This is a genomic window from Candidatus Methylomirabilota bacterium, from assembly GCA_036002485.1.
Lineage (GTDB): Bacteria > Methylomirabilota > Methylomirabilia > Rokubacteriales > CSP1-6 > AR37.
In genome coordinates, this window is sequence record DASYTI010000109.1 from 1 (window position 1) to 20,684 (window position 20,684).

The following is a 20,684-nucleotide window of genomic DNA, read 5'->3' on the forward strand; positions in this document are numbered from 1 at the left end:
CACGTTTCAGAACATCGCCCTGTTCAACGGGATGAGCGTGGTGGACAACCTCATGCTCGGCCGGCACATCCACATGAAGAGCGGGATTTTCCGGTCCGTGCTCTACTGGGGCCCGGCCCGGCGCGAGGAGGTCGAGCACCGCCGGGCGGTGGAGGACATCATCGACTTCCTGGAAATCCAGGCCATTCGCAAGCAGCCCGTGGCTTCGCTCCCCTACGGGCTCCGGAAGCGGGTGGAGCTGGGGCGCGCGCTCGCCCTGCGCCCGAAGGTGCTGCTGCTCGACGAGCCGATGGGGGGAACGAACCACGAAGAGAAGGAAGACATGGCGCGGTTCATCCTCGACGTCAACGACGAGTGGGGCACCACTATCATGCTGATCGAGCACGACATGGGTGTGGTGATGGATCTCTCCCAGCGCGTGGTGGTGCTCGACCTGGGCCAGAAGATCGCCGAGGGCACGCCCGCCGAGGTCAAGGCGCACCCGGCGGTGATCAAAGCCTATCTCGGCAGCAAGTCCGTGGCCTGAGAGGAGGCCGACATGGTCGAGCAGACGCTGCCGCAGTTCCTGGCGCGCAATGCCCGAGAGTTTCCGCAGGACCCCGCCCTGCGGGAGAAGGACCGCGGCATCTGGCAGCAGTGGACCTGGGCCGAGTACCTGGTCCACGTGCGGTCGATCGCCCTCGGCCTCGTGAGCCTCGGCTTCGAGCGCGGCGACAAGCTCGCGCTCCTGTCCGACAACCGCCCTCAGCTCTATGCCGCCATGCTGGCCGCGCAGGCAGCGGGGGGAGTGCCAGTGCCCCTCTATCAGGACTCCATCGCACGGGAGCTGGAGTTCGTCATCGACCACGCGGATGCGACCATCGTGTATGCCGAAGACCAGGAGCAAGTGGACAAGCTCCTCGCTCTCCGGGACAGGCTGCCGAAGGTCAGGAAGGTGATCTACGACGACCCCAAGGGGATGCGCCACTATAGTGATCCCCTCCTCGTGAGCCTCGTCGAGCTGGAGGCGGCCGGGGCCAAGCTCGCGGCGGAGCGGCCCGGCCTCTTCGACGAGCTGGTGGCAAAGGGCAAGGGCGCGGACGTGGCGCTCTTCTGCTACACCTCCGGGACCACGGGGCTGCCCAAGGGCGCCATGGTGTCCCACGACAATCTCGTCCACTCCATCCGGGGCATCCTCGATCTGGAGCGCTACAAGCGCGGGGACGAGGTGCTCGCCTACCTTCCGGCCGCCTGGATCGGCGACACATTCTGGTCGCTGGCGGGAGCGCTGATGGTGGGCTTCACGGTGAATTGCCCGGAGCGCCCGGAAACTGTCCTCGACAACCTCAAGGAGATAGGCCCCCAGGTCCTGGTGGCGCCTCCGCGCATCTGGGAAAACCTGGTCTCGCTCGTCCAGGTCAAGATGGGGGACGCCACGTGGTTGAAGCGCATGGTCTACCGGTGGCTCATGCCCGCCGGCGAGGAGGCCGCCCGCCTGGAAATGGACAAGCAGCCGCTAGGGCTGCGCCTCCGGGTGCTCCGCGCCCTCGGCGAATTTTTCGTCTTTGCGCCGCTGCGCGACCATCTGGGCTTCCGGCGTACCCGCTATGCCTACACGGGGGGCGCTCCCCTCGGCCCGGAGATCTTCCTCTTCTTCCGGACCATCGGCATCAACCTCAAGCAGGTCTACGGCCAGACCGAGATCACGGGGGTCTCGTGCGTCCAGCGCGACGGCGACATCAAGCTCGGCACGGTGGGCAAGCCGTTCCCCAACACCGAGGTGAAGCTTACCGAGGCGGGCGAGGTGATCAGCCGGAGCGCGGGCGTCTTCCTCGGCTACTACAAGAACCCGGAGGCGACGGCAGCCACCATCAGAGATGGCTGGCTGTACTCCGGCGACGCCGCCATCTTCGACCAGGACGGCCACCTCATCGTCATCGACCGGGCCAAGGACGTGACGGCCCTCGCCGACGGGACCAAGTTCGCTCCCCAGTACCTCGAGAACAAGCTCAAGTTCAGCCCGTACATCAAGGAGGCGGTCGCGGTGGGCCAGGACCGGCCCTACGTGGCCGCCATGGTCAATATCGACATGGAGAACGTGGGGAAGTGGGCGGAGCGGCGTCAGATCGCCTACACGACCTATACCGACCTTGCCCAGAAGGCGGAGGTCTACGACCTGATCGCGCAGGAGGTGGAGCGCGTCAACCGCGACCTCCCGGAGACGACCCGCATCCGCAAGTACGTGCTGCTCCACAAGGAGCTGGACGCGGACGACGAAGAGATCACGCGGACGCGCAAGGTGCGCCGGGGCTTCGTGGCCAAGAAGTACGCGGACATCATCGAGGCGCTGTTCTCCGAGCGGTCGTCGGTGGCCATCAGCACGGTCATCACCTATCAGGACGGGCGGCAGGCGCAGCTCCAGACCGACCTCGCCATCCGCACGGTCGGAACCACTGCCCGCGAGCTGGCCGCGGTCTAGGGGTCTACGAAATGCGGTCGCGATCTGTTTGTCTCGAGCGCCGGCTCCGCCGGCGCAACCCGATTCTGGGGGAGGCTCGGAGGGGGCCGTCGAGGCCCCCTTCGATGAACTAGACCATGGGATTTTTTCTCGATCTCACCATCAACGGTCTCATGATCGGCTCGATGTACGCTCTGGTCGCGTTGGGCTTCGTGCTGATCTACAAGGCCACCAGCGTGGTGAACTTCGCTCAGGGCGAGCTGGTGATGTTCGGGGGCTACATCGCGGCGGCCCTGGTGACCCTCTACCACCTGCCGCTGGTGGTGGGCGTCCCGCTCCTGCTCGGAGCCATGGTGCTCCTGGGCTTCGCCGTCGAGCGGGGCGTGCTCCGGCCCCTGGTCGGCCGGAACGTGATCTCGGTGGTGATGGTCACCATTGGCCTCGCCCAGGTCTTCCAGGGCTTGGCCGCCATGGTCTGGGGCGCCCAGACCATCAACATCGCGCTGCCGATCCGCCTGGACCCCTACCAGGTGGGGGAGGTCTTCATCTCGCCCATCAACGTCGTGGCGGCGGTGATCTCGGGGATGTTCCTGGTGGGCTTCGTCTACTTCTTCCGGAAGAGCCGCATGGGGATCGCCATGCGCGCGGTGGCCAACGACCAGCAGGCGGCCATGGCGGTCGGCATCAACGTGCGGCTGGTTTTCGCGGTGTCGTGGGCCATCGCCGGGCTGGCCGCGGGTATCGGCGGGGTCGTGTGGGGCAATATGCTTGGGGTGGACACGCACTTGGCCCTCGTGGGCCTCAAGGTCTTCCCGGCGGTGATTTTTGGCGGGCTTGACAGCGTGCCGGGCGCGGTGGTGGGCGGGCTCCTGATCGGCGCCATCGAGAGTGTGGCCGCCGGCTACGTCGACCCCTACGTCGGGGGCGGGACGAAGGACTTCTTTCCCTACGTGCTGATGATCGTGGCCCTGATGATCCGGCCCTACGGCTTCTTCGGGCGCGAGATCATCGAGCGGGTGTGAGGAACCCATGATCAACCGGGAGTGCGGCGTGTACCAGACGACCTACCAGAGCGACATGGCCCTCTACCCGGTGCCCCTGGCTCGGTACGCGTCCATCGGGTCGCTCGTGGTCCTGGCCCTGATCCCCGCGCTGCTCGACAGCCACAGCATGGCCCTGGTGAATCTCATCACCCTGGCGGCCATCGGGGCCATCGGGCTCAACATCCTGGTGGGATACACGGGGCAGGTCTCTCTGGGGCAGGGCGCCTTCATGATGGTGGGCTCCTACGCGGCGGCCATCGCCACCGCCCGCTACGGCGTACCGTTCTGGCTGGGCCTCCCCCTCGGCGGCGCGGTGGCGGCGGTGGTGGGAGCCTTCTTCGGCATCCCGTCGCTGCGGATCAAGGGCCTCTACCTCGCCATCGCCACCCTGGCCGCCCAGTTCATCATCGAGTGGGGGATCAACCACTCGACCTGGATCAGCGGGGGTGCCCAGTCGACCATCTACATCCCGACGCCCACCTTCCTCGGCTGGGAGATCAACACGGAGTTCCGACGGTACTACATGATCCTCCCGGTGGCCGTCATCGCCTACGTGGCCGCGCTGAATCTGGTGCGGACCCGCGTCGGGCGCGCCTTCATCGCCGTCCGGGATCGCGATGTGGCCGCGGAGATCATCGGCGTCAGCGTCTTCAAGTACAAGCTCCTGGCTTTCGCCGTCAGCTCCTTCTACGCCGGGGTGGCCGGGGCGCTGTGGACCTACTACCTCAAGATCGCCAACTACGAGCACTTCACCCTGGTGACGTCGGTCCAGTACTTGGCCATGATCATCATCGGCGGGCTTGGCAGCGTCCTCGGCTCGGTGTTCGGCGCCGTCTTCATCACCCTGCTCCCCATCGTGCTCGTCTACGTGGTGGAGGGGCTGGCCAGCCTCTTCGGCTTCCAGTATGCTGCCATCGCCGACTTCCTGGCGAACCTCCGGCTCATCATCTTCGGGGCGCTCATCATCCTGTTCCTGGCTATCGAGCCCGAGGGGCTCTATCGCCTCTGGGGCAACGTCAGGCGGTACTTCCGCCTGTGGCCGTATTCGTACTGAGAACGACGTGACTACCACTCAAGAGGAGGGGAATATGAGACTGAGAATCGGGCTTATCGTCATCCTGACCGTCGCGCTCGCGACAGGTCTGGCCGGGCCGGCGACGGCGGACCACACCATCAAGATCGGAGGGCAGTGCGACCGCACGGGCGCGACAAAGCTCGTGGGCGTGGAGATCTGTCCGGGCATCGCCGACTACGTCAAGCTCGTCAACAAGAAGGGCGGAGTCCTCGGTCACAAGCTCGAGTACACGGAGATCGAGCACGGCTACCTGGTGGACCGCGGCGTGGAGGCCTACGAGCGCCTCAAGCGGGACGGCGCGGTGGCGGTGTTCGATTACGGCACGCCCATCGTCTACGCGCTGACGCCGCGTCACATGGAGGACAAGATTCCGGCCATCACGCCCGGCTTCGGGCGCGCCGACTCCACCGACGGAACGGTGTGGCCGTACATCTTCCCGATGGCGGCCTCGTACTGGTCGCAGGCCGGCGCCGCCATGGAGTACATCAAGCAGAAGGGCGGCAAGCGCGGCACCAAGGTCGCCTACCTGTACTTCGACAACCCCGCGGGCCGTGAGGGGATTCCGATCATGGAGGCAGTCGCGGCGAAGGAAGGCTACCAGCTCCGCCTGTTCGCGGTGCCTTCGCCCGGGCTCGAGATGGGACCTCAGGTGATCGACATCACCAGGCGCTTCAAGGCCGACTGGGTGGTGGGGCATCTCTTCGGGCGGTCGCCGTCGGTTTCCATCAAGGAGCTGAGGAAGGCGGGCTTCCCGATGGACCACGTGGTCAGCTTCGTCTGGGGCGCGGGCGAGGCGGACATCGAGGCGGCGGGCTGGGACCTGGCCCAAGGCTACCTCGGCATGCAGTTCACCTCGCCCGGCCGCAGTCTTCCGGTGATCCAGGAGATCATCAAGATGTTCCGGGACGAGGGCAAGGAAGTCCCCGCCTACGTGGGGGGCGTCTATTACAGCCGCGGCGTGCTCAACGCGGCGGTAGTCGTGGAGGGCATCCGGCTCGCCATCCAGAATTTTGGTCTGCCCGTGACGGGCGAAAAGGTCAAGAAGGGCTACGAGCTGATGAAAAACTTCGACCTCGGGGGGTTCCTGCCTCCGATGACGGTCACCCCCACCGACCACGAGGGCGGCGGCTGGGTGCGGCTCTACCAGGTCAAGGGCAAGGAGTGGGTGCCGGCGACCGACTGGTACCGGGGCTACCGCGAGGAGGTCATGGCCCAGGTCAAGAAGGTGAACGACGTCCACAAGGCGGCGGCGAAGAAGTAGCGGGATGCTCCGGCTCAACAGCGTCGAGGTGGTCTACGATCGCGTCATCCTCGTCCTCAAGGGGATCTCCCTCGAGGTGCCGGAGCAGCGCATCGTGACCCTGCTCGGGTCCAACGGGGCCGGCAAGAGCACCACGCTCAAGGCCATCTCCGGCCTCCTCAAGCCCGAGCGGGGGGAGATCATCACCGGCTCGGTGGAGCTCGGCGGGCAGCGGATCGATCATCACCAGCCCGAGGACATTGTCCGTCTCGGCGTCACGCAGGTCATGGAGGGCCGCCGCGTGTTCGACGACCTGACCACCGAGGAGAACCTCGTGGCCGGGGCCCACACGCGGCGCGCCGCGATGTCCGACATCCGACGGGACATCGAGGCGGTGTACGGGTACTTCCCTCGGCTCGCCCAGCGGCGCTCGCTCAAGGCGGGCTATCTCTCCGGAGGAGAGCAGCAGATGCTGGCCATAGGCCGGGCCCTCATGGCCCGGCCGAAGGTCATGCTCCTCGACGAGCCCTCGCTGGGGCTCGCCCCCCTCCTCGTCGACGAGATCTTCGAGATCATCCAGCGCCTGAACCGCGAGGAGAAGCTCACGGTGCTCCTGGTGGAGCAGAACGCGGCGATGGCGCTCACTATCGCCGAGCACGGCTATGTCATGGAGAATGGGCGCATCGTGCTCGACGGGCCGGCGGCGTCGCTGCGCGAGAACGCGGATGTCAGGGAGTTCTACCTGGGGCTCACGGAGGTCGGCGCCCGGAAGTCTTATCGGGACTTCAGGCACTACCGGCGGCGAAAGCGTTGGCTGAGTTAGGCGTTGGCTGAGTTAACTGTTCGAGGAAAGGAGGCCGGACGGCCATGACGCGAGGCTCTCGGATCTACAGGTCGCTGTCGCTCCTGCTTCTCTCCGGGATCGTGTCGGCGTGCGCCACCACGGAGCCGGCGCCGTCCCTCTACCAGCGGCTCACGGTGATCGATGCCACGGGCACGCCACAGGGGGGTCGCGCGGCCATCGCCCTCATGGTGGACGACTTCGTCGCGAACCTCGTCGCCGACCCCCGGGTGAACAAGCGGTTCACGTCGCTGCAGCCCGCGGCGGTGACGAAGCTCAAGTCCGACCTGGCCGATCAGATCTGCGAGGCGACCGGAGGCCCCTGCTCCTACCTCGGCCGTGACATGAAGACGACGCACACGGGCATGGGGATCACCGAGGCCGAGTGGAACGCCACGGTCGAGGATTTGGTCAAAGCCCTGGACAAGCACAAGATCGGCGCCAAGGAGAAGAGCGAGCTGCTCGGCATCCTGGGTCCGATGAAGGGCGAGATCGTCGGGCGGTGAGAAGCGGCTGAACCCCCCACATGAGCGTGCACGGATTCACCGTCTATGACGTGATCGAGCGGGGCGCGTCGCTGTTCGGCGACGCTCCCGCCGTCATCCAGAACGAGCGCTCGCTGTCGTTCCGGGAGTTCAAGGACCGCGTCGACGCCCTGGCGGCGGGGCTGGCGGGCCTGGGCATGACCAAGGGTGACCGTATCTGCGTGCTCGCCCAGAACGATGTCGCCTACCTCACGCTGTATGGCGCCTGCGCGCGCCAGGGCGTCATCGCCTATCCCATCAACTGGCGGCTGACCGGGGAGGAAGTGGAGCGCGTGGTGGAGCGCGCGGCGCCGAAGATGATGGTGGTTGATGGCTCCACCCTCGGCGTGGTCGCGGGCTGGCCGGAGAGCAAGAAGGCCATTGAGCACTGGTACCAGTTTGGCGGTTCCGGCGGCGCGGGCTTGAAGCCGTTTGACTCGATCGCCGGTGGGGCGAGGGTTACGGCACCGGCCGACGTCTCTCCCGCCGATCCGTTCGCCGTGATCTCCACGGCGGCCGTGGACGTGATCCCGCGCGGGGCCGTGCTCACCCACGCCAACGTGGTCACGGCCAATCTGACGGCCATGGCCTGCCTCGGCCTGTCGGCCACGGATCACTATCTTCTCGCCCTCCCTCTCTTCCACATCACGGGGCTCGGCATGGCCCTGGCCCACATGCACGCAGGCGCCACCAATGTGGTGGTGCCGCGCTTCGACGCCGAGGAAGCGGTACGACTCATCGACCGCCACCGCATCACCCACATCTCGGACTTTCCCCCCGTCCTCGCCAACCTGCTCGACGCGGCCAAGAAGCTGGGCAGGGGATTGCCGAGCTTGAAGCATGTCTCCGGCCTGGACGCGCCGCCGACCATCCAGCGCCTGCACGAGGAAACCCGAGCGCAGTTCTGGACCGGCTTCGGGCAATCGGAGACGAGCGGATTCGTCAGCCTCCAGCGGGTGGCAGACCGGCCCGGGGCCGCCGGGAAGCCGGTGCCCCTGTGCCAGATCAAGGTGGTGGACGACTACGACCGAGAGGTTCCCGTGGGCACGCCGGGCGAGATTGTCGTGCGGGGCCCGCTCGTCTTCCAGGGCTACTTCGACCAGCCGGACGTCACGGCCTATACGTTTCGTAATGGTTGGCATCACACGGGGGATGTGGGACGGTTCGACGCCGACGGATACCTCCACTACGTCAGGCGCAAGCCCGAGAAGGAGCTGATCAAGCCCGGCGGGGAGAACGTGTACCCGGCGGAAGTCGAGACGGTCATCATGCAGATGGACGGGGTGAGCGGGGTATGCGTGTACGGCATCCCGGATGCCCGGTGGGGCGAGGCGATCAAGGCCGTGGTCGAGGTGAAGAGGGCGGGCCAGTACAGCGCCCAGCAGGTCAGCGACTTCGTGGCCTCGAAGATCGCCCGCTTCAAGCGCCCGCACGTGGTGGTTTTCGCCGATGCCCTCGCGCGTACGGCCGACGGCAGCGTCGATCGGGAGGCCGTCAAATCCAAATGGGGCAGCGGGGCGTGAAGGTCTTTCCATGAAAGTGTTCAACGAACAACACGAAATGTTGAGTGGAAGGGGGTCTCGGCGACCCCCTCCCAGGCCCTCCCCCAGAACGACAGGATTGCTCCGGCAAAGCCGGCGCTCGAACATCGACCGAGTCGGGAGCAGGAACGTTTGAATGGCGACGAGATGAGAGTCTTCAACGAACAGCACGAAATGTTCCGCCGGGCCGTCCGAGCCTTCGTCGAGAAGGAAGTCGCGCCTCATGTGGACGAATGGGAGGAAGCCGGGCAGATCCCGAAGTCGATCTGGCCGCGCATGGGCGAGCTGGGCTTCCTGGGCGTGGAGTACGACGAGAAGTACGGTGGGGCGGGCGCCGATATCCAGACCACCATGGTCCTCTGCGAGGAGATGGTCCGCTCGCGCTCCGCCTCGCTCGCCATGGCCGTGGGCGTGCACACCGACATGGCCTCGCCCCATCTGTACTGGACGGGCAGCGAGGCGCTCAAGGAGAGGTACCTGCCCGACATCTGCAGGGGCCGGGCCCTCTGCTGTATCGCCGTCACGGAGCCGGGCGGGGGATCGGACGTGGCGGCCATCAAGACGCGGGCCGTCCGGGACGGCGACCACTACGTCCTGAACGGTTCCAAGATGTTCATCACCAACGGCGTCATGGCCGACCTCTACTTCGTGGCCGCCCGCCTCGAGCAGGGAAGCCGCGAGCAGCGCGACGATCGACGGAAGCGGCATTCGGGCATCTCGATGTTCCTGGTGGAGCGCGGTACCCACGGCTTCACGGTCAGCCGCAAGCTCGACAAGATGGGCATGCGCGCCTCAGATACGGCGGAGCTGGCCTTTCAGGACATGCGCGTCCCCGCGGAGAACTTGCTGGGACGCGAGGGCGTGGGCTTCTACGAGGTGATGCGCGTCTTCCAGCGGGAGCGGCTGGTGGCGGGGCTTCACGCCACCGCGGGCTGCGGGCGAGCCCTCGAGGACACCATTGCTTATGTGCAGGAGCGCCACGCCTTCGACGGCCCCCTGTCGGAGAAACAGGTGATCCGCCACAAGCTGGCGGACCTGGCCACCCTGATCGAGGCGGGCCGCTGGCTGACCTATGCGGCCTGCTTGAAGTTCGCCGCGGGCGAGGATGTGGTGAAGGAGATCTCCATGGTCAAGCTCTTCACCGCGGACATGGCCCAGAAGGTCGCCTATGATTGCGTCCAGCTCCACGGCGGCTATGGCTACATGCGCGAGTATGCGGTCGAGCGCTTTTTCCGAGACATGCGCCTCATGACCATCGGGGGCGGCACCTCCGAGATCATGAAGGAGATCATCGCCAAGCAGATGGAGATCTAGCTCGCCCGGCCTCTCCGGCCAAGCCCTTTCCGGTCGAGGAGAGGGGACCCACCATGGATCTCGTGGCCATCGGCCATGTCACGTTTGACGAGACGCCCTCCGGGGTGAGGCCCGGCGGCTCCGCCTACTACGTCGCCCTCACCGCCCAGCGGCTCGGCCTCGAGGTCGGGGTGCTCACCTCCATCGCGCCCGATTTCCCCCGCGACGTCTTCCCCGCCGGAATCCATATCGCCAATGTGAGCACCGAGCGAACGACCCGCTATCGGGTAGGGGGGTCGAGCGGCTCGCGCACGCTGACCCTGCTCTCGCGCGCCGAGGACATCGAGGTGCAGCATATTCCGCACGACTGGACGAGCGCATCGCTCGGGGTCCTCTGCCCCGTCGCCGGCGAGGTCGACCCCGCCCTGGTCGGCGTCTTCGACGATGCCTCGCTGGCCGTGCTGCCCCAGGGCTGGATGCGCGCGCGCGGCAAGGGCGGTGTCGTGATCCCGCAGCCATGGGAGGATGCCGACGATGTCCTGCCCATGATCCAGCTCCTCGTGCTGAGCGAGGAGGACGTGCCGGGCTCGGAAGAGACGGCCGTGAAGTGGTTCCAGCAGGTGCCCCTCGGCGCGATCACGCGCGCCCGCCGCGGGGCCACCCTCTACGTCAATGGCGAGCCCTACCACGTGGAGGCGGATCGGGCGAACGAGATCGATCCCACGGGGGCGGGAGACGTGTTCGCCACCACGCTCTTCATCGAATACCAGCGGGTCGGAGATGCCTGGGACGCCGCCGCCGCCGCGGCCTGCGCGGGCGCGGCGGTCGTCGAGGGGACAGGAGCGTCCACGCTGCTCGATCGCGCGGGGCTCGCCGCGCGCGTCGCCGCCTATCAGCGCCGCTTCGCCGGGTGAGCGGGGGTCGAGCTTGCCCGCTCATGGCGGGGCGACTACACTGTGCCTGATGGCTGATCGGCGGATCCGGATCACGGCAGGGGCGACCGTAGCCGACGCGCTACTCGATGACTCCGACACGGCCGACCTGATCTGGAGGGCGCTGCCGCTCTCCGTGGCCGGCGAGACCTGGGGAGACGAGATTTACTTCTCGATTCCCGTCAAGGCCAAGCCCGAGAAGCCCCGCGAGACGGTGGACGTGGGCGATCTCGGCTACTGGCCTCCCGGCTCGGCCTTCTGCATCTTCTTCGGGCCCACGCCGTCGAGTCGGGGCGCCGAGATCCGGCCGGCCAGCCCCGTGAATGTCTTTGGCAAGGTCGTGGGCGATGCCACCATCTTCAAGAAGGTCCGTGCCGGGACCAGGGTTCAGGTCGAGCGGGCCGGCGAGGCTCCCAAATAGGACGAGGTCTCCCCAGAGGAGGTTTTCATGAAGATCTTTCTCGATACCGCCAATGTGACCGAGCTGCGCGAGGGCGTGGCCATGGGCCTCGTGGACGGCTGCACCACCAACCCCTCGCTCATCGCCAAGGAGAAGCGTCCCTTCCGGCCGCTGATCGAGGAGATCTGCTCCATCGTCGCGCCCGGAGACGTGAGCCTCGAGGTGGTGGCCACGGACTTCGACGGCATGATCAAGGAAGGCAAGGAGCTGGCGCAGGTGGCGCCGAATGCCGTGGTCAAGTGCCCGCTGACCAAGGATGGGTTGAAAGCGGTCAAGCATCTGACCGGCGAGGGGATCCGAGTCAATCAGACCCTTTGTTTCTCGGCGCCCCAGGCCCTACTCTCGGCCAAGGCAGGGGCGGTTTATATCAGCCCCTTCCTCGGTCGTCTCGATGACATCGGCGCGGTCGGCATGGATCTCATCCGCGACATCTGCGAGATCTACCGGAACTACGGGTTCAAGACCCAGGTGCTGGCGGCCTCGATCCGCAACCCGCTCCACGTGATCGACGCCGCCAAGGCGGGAGCGCACGTGGCCACCATGCCCTTCGCGGTCCTCGAGATGCTCATGAAGCACCCGCTCACGGATATCGGGCTCAAGAAGTTCCTGGACGACTGGAACAAGTCCGGCGCCAAGATCTAGCTCTCTCTCGCGAGGTCGCAAGCTCTTCCGCGGTGCCGGCCGACGGCGGGGGGCGGGCGTGCCGTCCTTAACCCAATAAACATGGTCCCTAGGGTGAAGGGGGGGACGCCCGCCCCCCGCCGTCGGCCTGACTTGTCGATGAGCCATCTCTCCCGTTCCACCCGTTTCCGGATGGGCCACGTATACGTTCCTGAGTGACTGTGATGGAGCACGACAAGAGACTGATGGGGCGGGTGGCGCGGGGCGACGAGACGGCCTTTACCGAGCTCGTCGGCCGCTACGGCGGGCGATTGCTCGGGGTGGCGCGGCGCCTCCTGGGGTCTCGGGCCGACGCCGAGGATGCCGTGCAGCGCGCTCTGCTCCAGTGCTATCTGGGCGCGGGGACTTACCGGGCCGAGTGGGCCGTGTCCACCTGGCTCTACCGGATCTTGACCAATGTCTGCGTGGACGAGCTGCGGCGGCGTACGCGCAGATCGGGGCAGCTCGAGCCGCCCGCCCGGCCGGATCCACCCGGGCACTACCTGGATCTGCACCGAGCCCTCGGCCGCGTGCCCACGGAGGCCCGAGTCCTCCTGGCTCTGCGCTACGCCGACGGGCTCTCGTATGGCGAGCTCGCGAGGATACGCGGCATCTCGATCAATACCGTGAAGAGCCAGCTCGCGCGAGGCAAGAGCCTGCTGCGCACGGCTCTCACCAAGGGAGGAGCGTCATGAAGCCTTCGCCCATCGACGAGATTCTCAAGCGGTACTTCCAGCCCGACGCGGAGCCCGGAGACCTGGCCAAGCAGGTTCTGCTCGCCGCGCGCGAATCGGCTCGGGAGAGCACCAAGCTGCTCGATCGCCTGGCCATCCAGGCGACCACGGACGGCGTCTCCCTGATCCGCGCCGAGCGGCTGGAGAAGCCGGCCACCGCGGGGGCGCGGCGCCTCGTCGAGCGCGCGCGGGAAGAGCTCCACGAGTATTTCCAGGGCAAGCGCGCGTTCTTCTCGGTGCCCGTGGACCTGTCGGAGACCCCGGATTTCCAGCGGCGCGTGCTCGAGGCGGCTCGCCGCATCCCCTTCGGCGAGGTCCGGCCTTATGCCTGGGTGGCGCAGCGGATCGGTCATCCCCGGGCCGTACGTGCCGTGGGCACCGCCCTCGGGCGCAACCCCGTGCCCTTCATCGTGCCCTGCCATCGCGTGCTGCAGTCGGGGGGCGGGATCGGCGGTTACCTCTTCGGCTCGGAGACGAAGAGCGGGCTCCTGGCCCTCGAGCGGACCACCCCCATCTACGAGGGCTGCACGAGCACGCACATCGTCTGTCGCGTCGGCTGCAGCTCCGGCCGGCGCATGCGTCCGGACAATCGGGTGGTCTTTGCCTCGGTCGAGGACGCCCGATCGATCGGCTACCGGCCCTGCAAAGTCTGCAAGCCGCCGCGTGCTGCGTGAGCCTCTCGATCGCCGAGCGGTTGGCCGGGTTCGACTGGGACGTGATCGGGTCCTCACTCGACGAGTGGGGATTCGCTCGCACGCCGACCTTGTTGACGGCCGAGGAGTGCGCGGCTCTGCGGGCCCTGTATGGCGACGACGCGCGATTCCGCAGCCGGGTCGACATGGCGCGCTACCGCTTCGGGATGGGAGAGTATAAGTACTTTGCGTCGCCGCTCCCCGCCGCCGTCGAGGAGCTCCGGCGTCACGCGTATCCACCCTTGGCCGCCGTGGGAAATCGCTGGGAGGCCGCGCTCGGGAGCCGAGCGCGCCACCCCGACACGCTGGCCGGCCTCGTCGCGCTCTGCGCGCGGCGGGGCCAGAAGAAGCCTACGCCCCTCCTCCTGCGTTATGACGCGGGCGGCTACAACTGTCTCCACCAGGACATCTACGGCGAGGTGGTCTTCCCCATCCAGCTCACGGTGCTGCTGAGCGAGCCCGGCAAGGATTTCCAGGGCGGCGAGTTCTTGCTTGTCGAGCAGCGGCCCCGCGCCCAGTCACGCGGCAGCGTGGCCCTGCTCGAGCAGGGCGAAGCGGTGATCTTCTCCACGCGATATCGGCCGGTCGCGGGCGCGCGCGGCGCCTATCGCGTGAACATGCGCCACGGCGTCAGCCGCCTGCTGAGTGGTGAGCGTTACACGCTAGGCGTCATCTTCCACAACGCGGCATAAGGTCTGCGTCGAGAAGCGCCGGGCGGGGCAGGGGCGCGTTCCCTCGTACGCTCAACCTCCTCGCCTCGCGCGCCACCTCGCTCGGGCGCCTCCGCCCCGCCCCCCATCCCCCGAGACGGGGGTCGCTCGCCGCCCTGCTGCGCAGGACGGCTCGGGGGGCGGAGGCGCCCTGCGCTTCGGGGCGCGCTACGGCTCGTCGGATTCGCTTCCGAGGGAACGCGCCCCTCCCCCACCCGGCTGCCCGCGCGGCCGCGCGCGACCGAACTACGTTTCGGTGAGGGGGCGGATGTCTTCGGCGAAGCGGTGGAGAAGGGTGAGGTGCTCGCCGAGGTCGCGCATGCGGGCCTCGAGGACGATGTGGCTCACGCCGACATCGGCGTAGCGGGCGATCTGCTCGGCGATGAAGGCGGGAGGACCCAGGAGGTTGACCCGGCCGTCCTGCCGCGGCTCGTCGCGGATGCCGTAGCCCGCGCGGACGGAGAAGACGAGGTCGGTGCCGAGACGGCCAAGCTTCTCGCACTCCTTGAAGACCTCGCGGATCTGCTCGCCCATCACCTCCGGGGCGGACCAGGCGGCGTGAAAGCCGTCGCCGAAGCGGGCGACGCGCCGGAAGGCGGCCGCCCCGCCGCCTCCGATCCAGAGCGGTGGGTAGGGTTTCTGGCGCGGCTTCGGGAAGCATCCGACGTCGTCGAAGCGGAAGAACTCACCGATGTGCTTGGAGCGCTCATCCGCCCAGCAGCGCTTCATGGCGTTGAGCGCCTCGTCGCTCCAGGCCCCCCGCCGCTCGAAGGGCACGCCGAAGACTTCGATCTCCTCCCGCATCCAGCCGACGCCCGCCCCCACGATGACGCGGCCGTCCGAGAGGTGGTCGAGGGTGGCGATGGTCTTGGCGAGGAGCACGGGGTGACGGTGCGGGAGCACGAGGACGGTGGTGCCGAGCCGCACGCGCTCGGTGACGGAGGCGACGAGGGCCAGCGCGGTGAGGGGCTCCAGGAAGGCGCCGGTGGGCGGAATGGGGAAGACGCCGGAGCGGTCGGAACCGTAGGGCGTCTTCTGCTCGAAGGGCAAGACCACGTGATCGGATACGAAGACCGACTCGAAGCCGAACCTCTCGGCCTCCCTGGCCACGCGGAGGAGATTGTCGCGAGTGGCGAGCGGACCGTAGCAGGGCAGGTGCCAGCCAAAGTCCACGGCGGCTAGTCCGCGGCCCGCGGGCGGATGTCCCGCGCGAAAGTCCTGAAGATACGCACCATGTCGTCGAGATCCCGGTAGCGCGCCTCCATCAGCACGTGGCTGACCCCGAGGGCCTTGAACTGGTGGAGATCCCCCACGATCTGCTCGGGCGTGCCCTGGAGCGCCCGGCGGTCCGGACCGCCGGGGCTGTCCCTGATGCTGAGGCCCGCCCGGAGCGTGATGGTCAAATCCTCGAAGCGCCGGGCCTGGGCCGCGCACTCCTGCTTGAGGAGGGTGATGCCCTCCTCCATGCCCTTCGCGGTCGGAAAGGCGGCATGCCAGCCATCGGCGAGCGCGACGATTCTCCGCAGGGCGGGCTTCGTGTGCCCGCCCATCCAGATGGGGATATCCCCGCGCGCGGGCTTGGGAAAGCAGCCGATGGCATCGAAGCCGAAGAAGCGGCCGTGGAAGCTGGTGCGCTCCTCCCGCCAGCTGGCGCGCATGATCCGGATCGCCTCGTCAGACCAGGCCCCGCGCGCGTCGAAGGGCGCGCCCAGGATCTCGATTTCCTCGCGCATCCAGCCCACGCCCGCGCCGAGGATGACGCGCCCTCCCGAGAGGTGATCGAGGGTGGCGAGCATCTTGGCCGCGAGCACGGGGTGACGGTGAGGGAGGACGAGGACGGTGGTGCCAAGCCGCGCCCTCTCGGTGACGCCCGCGACCAGGCTGAGGGCGGTCAGGGGCTCGAGAAAGGTCGAGTCGGGCGGGAGGGGAAACTGGCCGGTGGGGCTATAGGGATAGCGCGAGGTGATGGTATAGGGCACCACGACGTGATCGCTGGCCCACAGGCTGTCGTAGCCGAGCCGTTCCATCTCCCGTGCGAAGGCCAGCAGGTTCGCCCGGGTGGCCAGGGGGCCGAAGACGGGCAAATGACATCCGAATTCCACGTGAGCGGCTCCGCTTCTATTCCCGCTGCCCGCCCGAGGCGTACACGATCCGCTCGCCCAGCTCGTTGCCCGTGATCATGGCGCCGAGCCGGGAGCGCTGGATCTTGCCGCTCGAGGTCTTGGGGATGGTGCTCGGCTTGACGAGGAGCACGCGGGCGGGGCGGTGGCCGCGGCCCCGGTGAACGCGCTGGACGATCTCGCGCACGAGATGACTCAGCCGGTCCGTGTCCTCGGCGCCTTCGCGAACTTCCGCGACCACGTGGAGGCGCTGGCTGCCCGTGCGCTCGCTCTCGATGCCCACGGCGGCGGAGTAGCGCACGCCGGGAATGTGGTCCACGATCTCCTCCACGTCGGCGGGCACGAGGTTCTCGCCTCCCAGGATGATGAGGTCCTTGACGCGGCCCGTGATGAAGAGAAAGCCCTCGCGATCGAGGAAGCCGAGATCGCCCGTGCGCAGCCATCCGTCGGGCCCCAGCACCTGCCGGGTCGCCTCCGCGTTCCGGTAATACGCCTGCATGACGCCGGGGCTCTTGACGCTGATCTCCCCTTCGGTGCCGGCGGGCGCCTCCCCCGCCTCGGTGGTGATCTTGACGGAGACGCCGCGGCAGGGCGGCCCCACCGAGAGGAATTTGCCGGACGAGTCGAGACGTAGCGGCGTCTTGCGCGGCCAGATGGCCACGGCCAGGGTAGCTTCGGCGAGGCCATAGCAGGGGGTGATGAGATTCTCGACGCCGAACTTCTCCTCGAAGGCTTGGATGGTGCTGAGCCGCACGGGCTCGGCCCCGGAAAGCGCCTGCTTGAGGGACGAGAGGTCGATGCCCGAGGTGTCCCCGATATTCCGCACGCAGTTTCGATAGCCGAAATCCGGGGAGACCGTGAAGGTCGCGCGCACCTTGGTCACGAGCTCGAGCCAGACCCGCGGGTTCTTGAGATCGGGGGGCAGGAGCCAGAGGGGGGCCCCGATCGAAGGCGGCGTGAAGGCGCAGCCGATCAGCCCCATGTCGTGATAGAGGGGCAGCCACGACACGACGACATCGTCGCGGGTGAGCTGCGCGGCCTCGGCCATGAAGGCGACGGTCCGGGTGACATTGGCATGACTCAACACCACCCCGCGCGGGATGCCCGTGCTTCCCGACGTGTACTGAATGAAGGCCGTCTCATCCTCGGTGACCTCGGGAAAAGGAGGCGCGGGGTCGTCGACTTCGAGGTCTTGAGGCTCGAGGACGTGGCGGACATTGCTCGCCGCAGCCTGGCTCTCCTCGACACCTTTGCGGAACCAGCCGATGGTGGCGACGGCTTTGGCCTCGGAGTCCCGGAGCACATTGGCCGTGCCCTCCACGCCGAGCGTCGGGTAGATCGGCACGGGCACGGCGCCCATCCGGAGCAAGCCGAAGAAGGTGAAGAAGAATTCCTTGCAGGTGGGGTAGACGAGACAGACCTTGTCGCCTCGGTCGATCCCGGCCCGGCGCAGCCCGGCCGCGTAGCGGGCGCTCTCGTGCCAGAGCGCGCCATAGGTCACCGTCTCATCGTAGACGTGGAAATACGGAGCGTCCGGCTCCGCCGCAATCCTCTGCCCCAGAAGCTCCACGAGCGTGGTCGCCATCATCTCCTACTCGGGCCTCGCCTCGCGGCTTCGCCGCTCAGCTCGAACTGCCACCTCGGGCCTCGCCTCGCGGCTTCGCCGCTCAGCTCGAACTGCCACGGTTCGGCCATCCGGGATGTCCTCCGCGGTGAGGGCACCTCTATTGAAGTACGAGACGGCTAGCGATCGATCACGACGCGATCGAAGGTCTCGGCGAACACATAGCCCTTGCTCTTGCCGAGCTCGGCATTGCGCTCGCGGACGCGCTTCTCCATGCCCGCCACGTCCTTGATCTGGCTGACATGGCACAGGAGGGCCTTGATCTTGAGGTCGATGGTCTCCGAGATGTCGACCACGATCTCGGGATCGTCCCACCACATCATGTGCACTTCCTTGACCTTGTGCGGCTCCAGGCCCTGGGCCAGGAGCTCGGGAAAGGCCATGTAGTCACGCGCGAGCGGATAGACGCAGTCCAGGAGAATGTCAGCAGCCACCCGGTGATCACGGTGCGACACACCGAAATTCTTCGTACGGTTCGGGTTCTGGCAGATGATCAGGTCCGGCCGATGACGCCGGATGGCGCCCGTGACGGCCAGGCGCGTTTCCCTCGTGTTCTCGAGCTCGCAGTCGGGAAATCCGAGAAAGTCGATCGTCTCCACGCCCAGCACCCTGGCCGCGTTCCGCTGCTCCTCCTCACGGATCTTGACCAGCCGCTCCGGCGTCATGGTGCGGTCGCTCGAGCCCTTGTTGCCGTTGGTGAGAATGCAATAGGTGACGGTCTTGCCTTCGCGCGTGAGGGCGGCCACGGTGCCGCCCGCTCCGAACTCGGAGTCGTCGGGATGCGCCGTAACAACCAGGACATGTTGGATTCGCTCGGTCATGTTCTCTCCTGCAGGCGGCTGAAAAAGGCCCATCTGCTTCGTTGGCGCCCTCGGCCGCAGGTTCAACGTACAGAGAGTACGCCTCACCTGCGGATCCACTCAGCCCTCGTCTCGCGTCGACCGATGGCCGGAGCGTAACTCGAACTGCGGGGCGCCGCATCTGGACCTTTTTGAGCCGCCTGCGAGTTCTTGAGCACTCCTCGAGATCGGGTTCAGGGCCTCGGTCATTCTAACCCGATTCGCTATAATGCGGCCTGCCGTGAGACCCGCGCGCTCGGCCTTGCTCCTGCTCTTGCTGGCCGGCTTCCCGATCATCGCGGCACTCCCGTCGGACGCGGGGATGATCCGGGTGGCGGGAGTCTCTATTCTCTGGTGGTATGGCGCCTTCGTCGCCCCCGCGCTGGCGTGGCTGGTGGCGGTGGTGCTGCACCGTTGACCACGGCCCGCATCCTGGCCCTGTGGCTGACGCCGGTGGTGTGGCTTGCCGTGCCCACGCTTGTCGTGGAGGGTGGGCCCGACGGCGTCTGGGCCGGTCTTCTCTTCGTGGTGGCCCCGCTCCTCGTCCTGCGCACGAGAGGCGCGCGGGCGGTTCCCGGCGGCCGCGATACGCTCTTCCCTGTCGTGGCCCTGCTCCTCGTCGTCGGCCTCATGCTCTGGGCCAATCTCGCCCTCGCCGCCGATGCGGCGTCCTGGCTGGGCGTGCCTCGATGGCAGGGCATTGCCGCGGCGGCGGGCGGAGCGTGGCTCCTCGTGCTCTGGCGCGGGGCCGGCCGCCTTCTGCCCTGGCTGCTGGGGACGGCGCTCGTAGCCGCGCTGCTGCCGCTGTCCGTGCTGGCCCGCGACGCCCACATCGGTCCGCTCGGCGCCTGGGTGCGTCTTGCCTCGCAGCCGGCCTTCCGCTTCCCCGCCGAGAGTCCGTGGGCGACGGACGGTCGCGAGGTCCGCCCTACCCGCGGGCCGAGCGTGCTCCTCTTCGAGGAAGAGCACCGCGTGGTCGCGGTCACGCCCGCCACGCTTCACGTGCGCGCCCGCGACGGCTCTCGCGTGTTCGACACCGACTGGGAGCTTCAGGCGGGACAGTCCGTCATGGTGCGTCCAGGCGATGAGCTGACCTGGACACCGGGAGCGCGGCTCCGCTTCGAGGCAGGCAAGGCGGTGCCGGGGGCGCCCCGCTCCGGGATAGCCTGGGCCGACGGCCGGCGCGGCGATGGGTGGCGCCGGTGGGGGCTTCTCGTCACCGTCATCGCCGGGGCCTCGGGGCTCCTGGGCTTCGGCATCCCGGACCGCCTGTCGCGACGGCAGATGGCGCTGTGCGGAGCCTGTCTCGTGGTGACCTTTGCCTGGGGTCTGGGCTGGGCGATCTACTGTGCTCTGGGAGCGCCGGATATCTTCCTGGGAGGGGTGAGCATCGAGCGCCTCATGCGTCCACCGCCGCTGGCCTCGAGCGCGGCCGCGGGGCATCGGGTGCTCCCGGCGCTCCTGCCCATGGCGGGGCTCTTGAGCTTCCTCGCCTCGACGGTGGCATTGCGTGAGCGCCTCGGCGCGCTCGACGTCACGGGGGGCGGTGAGATCGGCCACGACCTCGGTCTCTGGTCAGCCATCCTTGGCGCGGCCGCCCTGGCGAGCCTCTGGCCTGCCGACCCCTGGCTGCTCACGCTGTGGGCCCTGGGCCTTGCGGGATCGGCGCTCGGCCCGGCTCTCCTCTGGTCGCCGCGCGAGAACCAGCCCGCCGTGGGGATCGTGGCCGGTCTCGTCGGGCTCGGCGTGTTCGGAGCGCTTACCACGGCGGGACATTGGACAGGGTTGGGGACAGGGTTGGGGGCAGGGTCGGGGGATGGCTGGCCCAGCCTCGTCCTGGCCTTTCCGGTGGTGGCGGCCGCGCCGGCCGCCGCTCTCGTGCTCTGGCTCGCCCGCCGCGCCGGCCCGGGCTAGAATGG

Annotated in this window: 21 protein-coding genes; 17 read left to right on the forward strand and 4 right to left on the reverse strand. The window is 67.7% G+C overall.

What is annotated here, in order from left to right:
• The 15 genes from VGT00_11355 to VGT00_11425 all read left to right on the forward strand — a co-directional run.
• Positions 1 to 526, forward strand: a 526-nt coding sequence (locus VGT00_11355; GenBank protein ID HEV8532005.1) for an ATP-binding cassette domain-containing protein, incomplete at its 5' end; no start/stop codon positions are given.
• A 12-nt stretch (positions 527 to 538) separates the two neighbouring features.
• A complete protein-coding gene (locus VGT00_11360) occupies positions 539 to 2,458 on the forward strand; it encodes an AMP-binding protein (protein ID HEV8532006.1) in 1,920 nt (639 codons plus the stop codon).
• Positions 2,459 to 2,574: 116 nt separating this feature from the next.
• On the forward strand, positions 2,575 to 3,459 hold the full coding sequence (locus VGT00_11365) for a branched-chain amino acid ABC transporter permease (GenBank protein ID HEV8532007.1): 885 nt from the start codon (positions 2,575 to 2,577) through the stop codon (positions 3,457 to 3,459).
• 7 nt (positions 3,460 to 3,466) lie between these two features.
• Positions 3,467 to 4,534 (forward strand): branched-chain amino acid ABC transporter permease, encoded by a 1,068-nt coding sequence (locus VGT00_11370; protein HEV8532008.1) that lies wholly within the window; start codon positions 3,467 to 3,469, stop codon positions 4,532 to 4,534.
• A gap of 34 nt (positions 4,535 to 4,568) precedes the next feature.
• Entirely contained in the window at positions 4,569 to 5,816 is a 1,248-nt protein-coding gene (locus VGT00_11375) for an ABC transporter substrate-binding protein (GenBank protein ID HEV8532009.1), read from the forward strand.
• 4 nt (positions 5,817 to 5,820) lie between these two features.
• Positions 5,821 to 6,618 (forward strand): ABC transporter ATP-binding protein, encoded by a 798-nt coding sequence (locus VGT00_11380; GenBank protein HEV8532010.1) that lies wholly within the window; start codon positions 5,821 to 5,823, stop codon positions 6,616 to 6,618.
• A 44-nt stretch (positions 6,619 to 6,662) separates the two neighbouring features.
• Positions 6,663 to 7,142 carry a group 1 truncated hemoglobin gene (locus VGT00_11385; GenBank protein ID HEV8532011.1) on the forward strand — a complete coding sequence of 160 codons (480 nt, stop codon included), beginning with the start codon at positions 6,663 to 6,665 and terminating at the stop codon, positions 7,140 to 7,142.
• Positions 7,143 to 7,162: 20 nt separating this feature from the next.
• The gene (locus VGT00_11390) at positions 7,163 to 8,683 is read left to right on the forward strand and encodes an AMP-binding protein (protein HEV8532012.1); all 1,521 of its coding nucleotides are present in this window, start codon (positions 7,163 to 7,165) and stop codon (positions 8,681 to 8,683) included.
• Positions 8,684 to 8,848: 165 nt separating this feature from the next.
• Positions 8,849 to 10,015 carry an acyl-CoA dehydrogenase family protein gene (locus VGT00_11395; GenBank protein HEV8532013.1) on the forward strand — a complete coding sequence of 389 codons (1,167 nt, stop codon included), beginning with the start codon at positions 8,849 to 8,851 and terminating at the stop codon, positions 10,013 to 10,015.
• A 53-nt stretch (positions 10,016 to 10,068) separates the two neighbouring features.
• On the forward strand, positions 10,069 to 10,908 hold the full coding sequence (locus VGT00_11400; GenBank protein HEV8532014.1) for a PfkB family carbohydrate kinase: 840 nt from the start codon (positions 10,069 to 10,071) through the stop codon (positions 10,906 to 10,908).
• Between the two features lie 49 nt (positions 10,909 to 10,957).
• Positions 10,958 to 11,347, forward strand: a complete 390-nt coding sequence (locus tag VGT00_11405; protein HEV8532015.1) for a cyclophilin-like fold protein — start codon at positions 10,958 to 10,960, stop codon at positions 11,345 to 11,347.
• A gap of 27 nt (positions 11,348 to 11,374) precedes the next feature.
• Positions 11,375 to 12,028 (forward strand): fructose-6-phosphate aldolase, encoded by a 654-nt coding sequence (fsa, locus tag VGT00_11410; GenBank protein HEV8532016.1) that lies wholly within the window; start codon positions 11,375 to 11,377, stop codon positions 12,026 to 12,028.
• 203 nt (positions 12,029 to 12,231) lie between these two features.
• Positions 12,232 to 12,741 (forward strand): sigma factor, encoded by a 510-nt coding sequence (locus tag VGT00_11415; GenBank protein HEV8532017.1) that lies wholly within the window; start codon positions 12,232 to 12,234, stop codon positions 12,739 to 12,741.
• Positions 12,738 to 13,454, forward strand: coding sequence for a methylated-DNA--[protein]-cysteine S-methyltransferase (locus VGT00_11420; GenBank protein ID HEV8532018.1), 717 nt, complete (start codon positions 12,738 to 12,740; stop codon positions 13,452 to 13,454). Before VGT00_11415 ends, VGT00_11420 begins: the two co-directional genes overlap by 4 nt.
• Positions 13,451 to 14,164 carry a 2OG-Fe(II) oxygenase gene (locus VGT00_11425; protein HEV8532019.1) on the forward strand — a complete coding sequence of 238 codons (714 nt, stop codon included), beginning with the start codon at positions 13,451 to 13,453 and terminating at the stop codon, positions 14,162 to 14,164. Before VGT00_11420 ends, VGT00_11425 begins: the two co-directional genes overlap by 4 nt.
• A 264-nt stretch (positions 14,165 to 14,428) precedes the next feature.
• Here VGT00_11425 and VGT00_11430 read toward each other — a convergent pair whose 3' ends face one another.
• The 4 genes from VGT00_11430 to VGT00_11445 form a co-directional block, all read right to left on the reverse strand.
• Positions 14,429 to 15,355: an LLM class F420-dependent oxidoreductase gene (locus VGT00_11430; GenBank protein ID HEV8532020.1), complete on the reverse strand. Its 927-nt coding sequence runs from the start codon at positions 15,353 to 15,355 to the stop codon at positions 14,429 to 14,431.
• 5 nt (positions 15,356 to 15,360) lie between these two features.
• A complete protein-coding gene (locus tag VGT00_11435) occupies positions 15,361 to 16,284 on the reverse strand; it encodes an LLM class F420-dependent oxidoreductase (GenBank protein HEV8532021.1) in 924 nt (307 codons plus the stop codon).
• Between the two features lie 16 nt (positions 16,285 to 16,300).
• Positions 16,301 to 17,887, reverse strand: coding sequence for an AMP-binding protein (locus tag VGT00_11440; protein HEV8532022.1), 1,587 nt, complete (start codon positions 17,885 to 17,887; stop codon positions 16,301 to 16,303).
• Positions 17,888 to 18,045: 158 nt separating this feature from the next.
• Entirely contained in the window at positions 18,046 to 18,747 is a 702-nt protein-coding gene (locus tag VGT00_11445) for a PIG-L deacetylase family protein (protein ID HEV8532023.1), read from the reverse strand.
• A gap of 259 nt (positions 18,748 to 19,006) precedes the next feature.
• On the opposite strand from VGT00_11445, the gene VGT00_11450 reads away from it, so the two are divergent.
• Positions 19,007 to 19,183 (forward strand): hypothetical protein, encoded by a 177-nt coding sequence (locus tag VGT00_11450; GenBank protein ID HEV8532024.1) that lies wholly within the window; start codon positions 19,007 to 19,009, stop codon positions 19,181 to 19,183.
• Entirely contained in the window at positions 19,180 to 20,679 is a 1,500-nt protein-coding gene (locus tag VGT00_11455; protein ID HEV8532025.1) for a hypothetical protein, read from the forward strand. Before VGT00_11450 ends, VGT00_11455 begins: the two co-directional genes overlap by 4 nt.
• The last annotated feature ends 5 nt before the right edge of the window (positions 20,680 to 20,684 follow it).